4 protein-coding genes are annotated in these 4219 nt (G+C 70.7%); all 4 read right to left on the bottom strand.

The genetic code is table 11. The features are described 5' to 3' along the window. On the bottom strand, positions 1-560 hold a 560-nt coding region (locus tag MFF42_RS25375; protein WP_238258743.1), incomplete at its 3' end, for a translation initiation factor IF-2 associated domain-containing protein. A 64-nt stretch (positions 561-624) separates the two neighbouring features. Next, positions 625-1368, bottom strand: coding sequence for an RNA-binding protein (locus MFF42_RS25370; protein ID WP_238258744.1), 744 nt, complete (start codon positions 1366-1368; stop codon positions 625-627). A gap of 29 nt (positions 1369-1397) precedes the next feature. Next, on the bottom strand, positions 1398-3035 hold the full coding sequence (nusA, locus tag MFF42_RS25365) for a transcription termination factor NusA (RefSeq protein ID WP_238258742.1): 1638 nt from the start codon (positions 3033-3035) through the stop codon (positions 1398-1400). Between the two features lie 61 nt (positions 3036-3096). After that, positions 3097-3852 (bottom strand): ribosome maturation factor RimP, encoded by a 756-nt coding sequence (gene rimP, locus MFF42_RS25360; protein WP_238258741.1) that lies wholly within the window; start codon positions 3850-3852, stop codon positions 3097-3099. Positions 3853-4219: the final 367 nt, after the last annotated feature.

Below are 4219 nucleotides of genomic sequence, written 5' to 3'. Positions count from 1 at the left end.
GCCGCCGGCGCGGCGGCGGCGCGGGCCGCTTCCTCCTCGGCCCGGCGGCGGGAATCCTCGGCGGCCTTGCGGCGGAGTTCGTCCTCCTGACGGCGGCGCTCCTCCTCCTCGCGGCGACGCGCCTCGGCGGCCTCGCGCTCGCGGCGCTCGGCGTCCTCGCGGTCACGGCGAGCCTTCACCTCGGCCTCGGCCCGGGCGCGGGCGTCAGCCTCGCGGCGCTGCGCGTCAGCCAGGGCGGCGGCGCGGGCATCCCGCTCCTGCTCGCTCAAGGTGCGCAGAACGACGCCGGAAGCGCTGCGGCCGGTCGGACGCGCCGGCGCGGCGGGCGCGGGGGCCACGGAAGCGGGGCGCGGCGGCGGGGCAGCGGGCTCACGGGGCGCGACCGTTCCGGGGGCGGCGCCGATCGTGCGCCGCTTCACCGTCTCGACCACGACGGATTTCGACCGCCCGTGGGAGAAGCTCTGACGGACCGTTCCCTGCTCGACCGGGCGCTTCAGCGTCAGCGGCTTCGCGGGAGCTCTGGTCTGCGTCTTGTCACCCGGATTGTTCGTATCGCTCATTCAGTCTGAACCCTGAGGGCTTCCATCGTCCCATCGACCGGCGGCGGGCATGCCCGGCCGATTGTCATTTCATGTCGTCGTCGTGCGAATCAGAGGCGGTCGCGCCAGCGGTGAGCGGGGCGTCCTCCTCGGACGCCGACGCCATACCCTCGAAGGTGCGGAACCGACGCCAACGCGCGAGATAGCCGGTTGTGCCGGCTCCCGCGATGAGGGCAGCGTGTATCACATGATCCCGACCCAATGCCATGTCCAATTCGGCGTTGGACAGGTCATCGACAACGGGAATAACCGATATGGCATCGCCGTAGCGGCGCCGCAAGGCGGCGGCGAGCTTGCGCCGTCCGTCCGGGGCGGCATCGCTGGCGTGAAGCAGGGCCGCGACACCCTCTGCGCCGAGGATCGCGGACTCGACCTTTCCGAACCCGGTCACCACGCAGCCGGCCTTGTTGGCGAGAGCCAGGGCCTGGCGCAGGTCCGTGCGCAGGCCCTCCGCCACCTGATCGGCGAGATCGGGCGCGGCCTTCACCTCGGCGGTCTTGAAGGCGCGGTGGAAGGCGCGGCGCTTCACCGCCGCCGCGACCGTGGCGCGCGTGGCCGTCACCCAGGCACCGCGGCCCGGCAGTCGGGCGCGCAGGTCCGGCACCACCGCGCCGTCCGGCCCGAGCACGAAGCGGATCATGCCCGAGGGCGATTGCGCGGTCCGGGTGACGATGCAGGTGCGCACGGGCTCCCGGCCGCGGCCGGGGCCGCGGTCGAGGTCCGGGCCGGTCCCGGCCGCCTCTTCGACTGTCTCGCCTCGGGCGATCACGTCCTGCACCGTCCCGCGTTGCTGTCCGCTCAGGCCTGCTGCGGCTCGGCCGCAGCCTCCTCGGTCGCCTCACCCTCGGCCGCTTCACCTTCGGCGGCCTCGCCCTCCGGCTCGGGCAGCGCGTCGATCCAGCCGGCCTTCAGGCGGGCGGCCATGATCAGCGCCTCGGCCTCGGCCCGGGACAGCTCGAAGCCGTCGAGGTAGCCGGCATGGCGCACGGCCTCGGGGCCGCGGCCCTCGGTGTAGCCGACGAGGTCGTCGGTGGCGCAGCCGGCGAGATCCTCGACGGTCTTCACCTCGTTCTCGCCGAGCGCCACCATCATTGCGGTGGTGATGCCGTCGATCTCGCGTAGCTCGTCCTCGACGCCGAGCTCGCGGCGGCGGTCGTCCTGCTCCTGCTCGATGCGGGCGAGGTAGTCCTGGGCGCGGGCCTGGATCTCGGCACCGGTCTCCTCGTCCAGCCCCTGGATGTTGGAGAGCTCCGCCACGTCGACGTAGGCGATCTCCTCGACGTTGCGGAACCCTTCCGCCGCGAGGAGCTGGCCGACGGTCTCGTCCACGTCGAGCGCCTCCATGAAGACCTGAGTCCGCTCGGCGAACTCCTTCTGGCGGCGCTCCGACTCCTCGGCCTCGGTCAGGATGTCGATGTCCCAGCCGGTGAGCTGCGAGGCCAGACGCACGTTCTGGCCGCGGCGGCCGATGGCGAGGGAGAGCTGGTCGTCGGGCACGACCACCTCGATGCGGTCGGCCTCCTCGTCGAGCACCACCTTCACGACCTCGGCCGGCTGCAGCGCGTTGACGATGAAGGTCGCCTGGTCCTGCGACCACGGGATGATGTCGATCTTCTCGCCCTGCAACTCGCCGACAACCGCCTGGACGCGGGAGCCGCGCATGCCGACGCAGGCGCCGACCGGATCGATCGAGGAATCGCGGGAGATCACCGCGATCTTGGCGCGCGAGCCCGGATCGCGGGCCACCGCCTTCACCTCGACGATGCCGTCGTAGATCTCCGGCACTTCCTGGCCGAAGAGTTTTGCCATGAATTGCGGGTGCGAGCGCGAGAGGAAGATCTGCGGTCCGCGCACCTCGGAGCGCACGTCGAACAGGTAGGCGCGGATGCGGTCGCCGGGGCGGAAGGTCTCGCGCGGGATCATCTCGTCGCGGCGCACGATGCCCTCGCCGCGGCCGAGATCGACGATGACGTTGCCGTACTCGACGCGCTTGACCACGCCGTTGAGGATCTCGCCGATGCGGTCTTTGTACTCGTCGTACTGGCGGGCGCGCTCGGCGTCGCGCACCTTCTGGACGATGACCTGCTTGGCCGATTGCGCGGCGACGCGGCCGAAATCGAAGGGCGGCAGGGTGTCGGAGATCACATCGCCGACGAGCGCGCCGGGGTTGTAGCGGCGGGCCTGATCGAGGGTGATCTCGCGGGCGTCGTTCTCGACCTGATCGACCACGAGAAGGTGGCGCGACAGGCGCAGCGCCCCGCTCTTCGGATCGATCTCGGCGTGGACGTCGGTCTCGGCGCCGTAGCGGGAGCGGGCGGCCTTGGCGATCGCCTCCTCCATCGCCTCGATGACGATCTGGCGGTCGATCACCTTCTCGCGGGCCACCGCGTCGGCGATCTGCAGGAGTTCGAGCCGGTTGGCGCTGACGACGGCCATGGTTCCTGGTCCTTCCTTCAGGTCGTGCATCCGTCCCTCGGGACGGGAAAACGCGAAAAAATCAGTGGAGCGTGTCGCGGTTCTTGAGGCGGGCGGCCTTGGTGACGATGCCGCCGCCGGGCTTGGGCTTCTTCGCCTTAACCGGCTTGTCGGACTTCTTGTCCGCCTTGGGCTTGGGCCGCTTCGGCTGCGGGATGAAGCGGATCTGCGGCGTCTCGTCCTCCGGCGCCTCGCCCTCCTCGTCGTCCACCTCCTCACCGTCCTGCGGCGGGGCGGATCCGCGGCGGAGCGACTCGCGAATCAGGTCGTCGGTGAGGACGAGATGCGCCTCGCCGAGATCGCGCAGCGGCAGCTCGATGCGGCTCGGCAGGCCGGGCTTCACGTCGGGCAGGTCGATCGGCACCGTGGCGCCGTCCGGGCTCGGCACGCCGAGAATGCCGCGGAAGCGCTTGCGCCCGTCCATCGGCACGGCGAGTTCCACCTTCGCCTCGTAGCCGGCCCAGCGCTCGAAATCGGAGACGCGCACCAGCGGCCGGTCGATGCCGGGCGAGGAGATTTCGAGGTAGTAGGCGCCGCCGACCGGATCCTCCAGATCGAGGATCGGCGAGATCGCGCGGCTCACGGTCTCGCACTCGTCGACGCCCATCGTGCCGTCGGGCCGCTCGGCCATGATCTGCACGGTGCAGCCGTTGGTGTTCGAGATTTTCACCCGCACGAGGCGGAAGCCGAGACCCTCGATCGGTCCCTCGACGATCTGGGCGACGCGCGCGGCGACGCCGGTCTCGCTGACAAGACGCTTCTCGGTGGGCTCCGCCATGCTGTCGTTTTCCGAAGGTCTCGATCGGGGGTTAAGCTTGGCAATTCCGGTTCAGGAGGCGCTCGCGGAAATAAAAAAGAGCGGACCCCGGGGGGCCCACTCCCGCAAGCAGCCTATCGACTGCACCGAAAATGTTGAGCCGTGACTTACCCCCGGCGCGCGGCGAATTCAAGCGCCTCGACGCGCCGTCCCCGGCCTCGAACGCCGGGACGGGGCCTGGACCGGCCGCAAACAGCGTCCCGCAGGCGCGGGGGAGGGGAGACAGCTATGCCGACGACCCTGATCGGACCGGATCCGGACGCGCGGCTGACCGCTCACATGCCCCTGATCGGAGGCGGTGACATCGCTGCGCTGGAGACGGTGGCGC

This window comes from Methylorubrum podarium, from assembly GCF_022179745.1.
Taxonomy (GTDB): domain Bacteria; phylum Pseudomonadota; class Alphaproteobacteria; order Rhizobiales; family Beijerinckiaceae; genus Methylobacterium; species Methylobacterium podarium.
Note: the sequence above shows the minus strand (reverse complement) of the source record. Positions and strands in the feature narration are given on the sequence as shown.

Excerpts from the sequence above, each read along its gene's own strand:
- nusA (WP_238258742.1), bottom strand. The coding sequence starts at position 3,035 with ATGGCCGTCGTCAGCGCCAACCGGCTCGAACTCCTGCAGATCGCCGAC.
- rimP (WP_238258741.1), bottom strand. The coding sequence starts at position 3,852 with ATGGCGGAGCCCACCGAGAAGCGTCTTGTCAGCGAGACCGGCGTCGCC.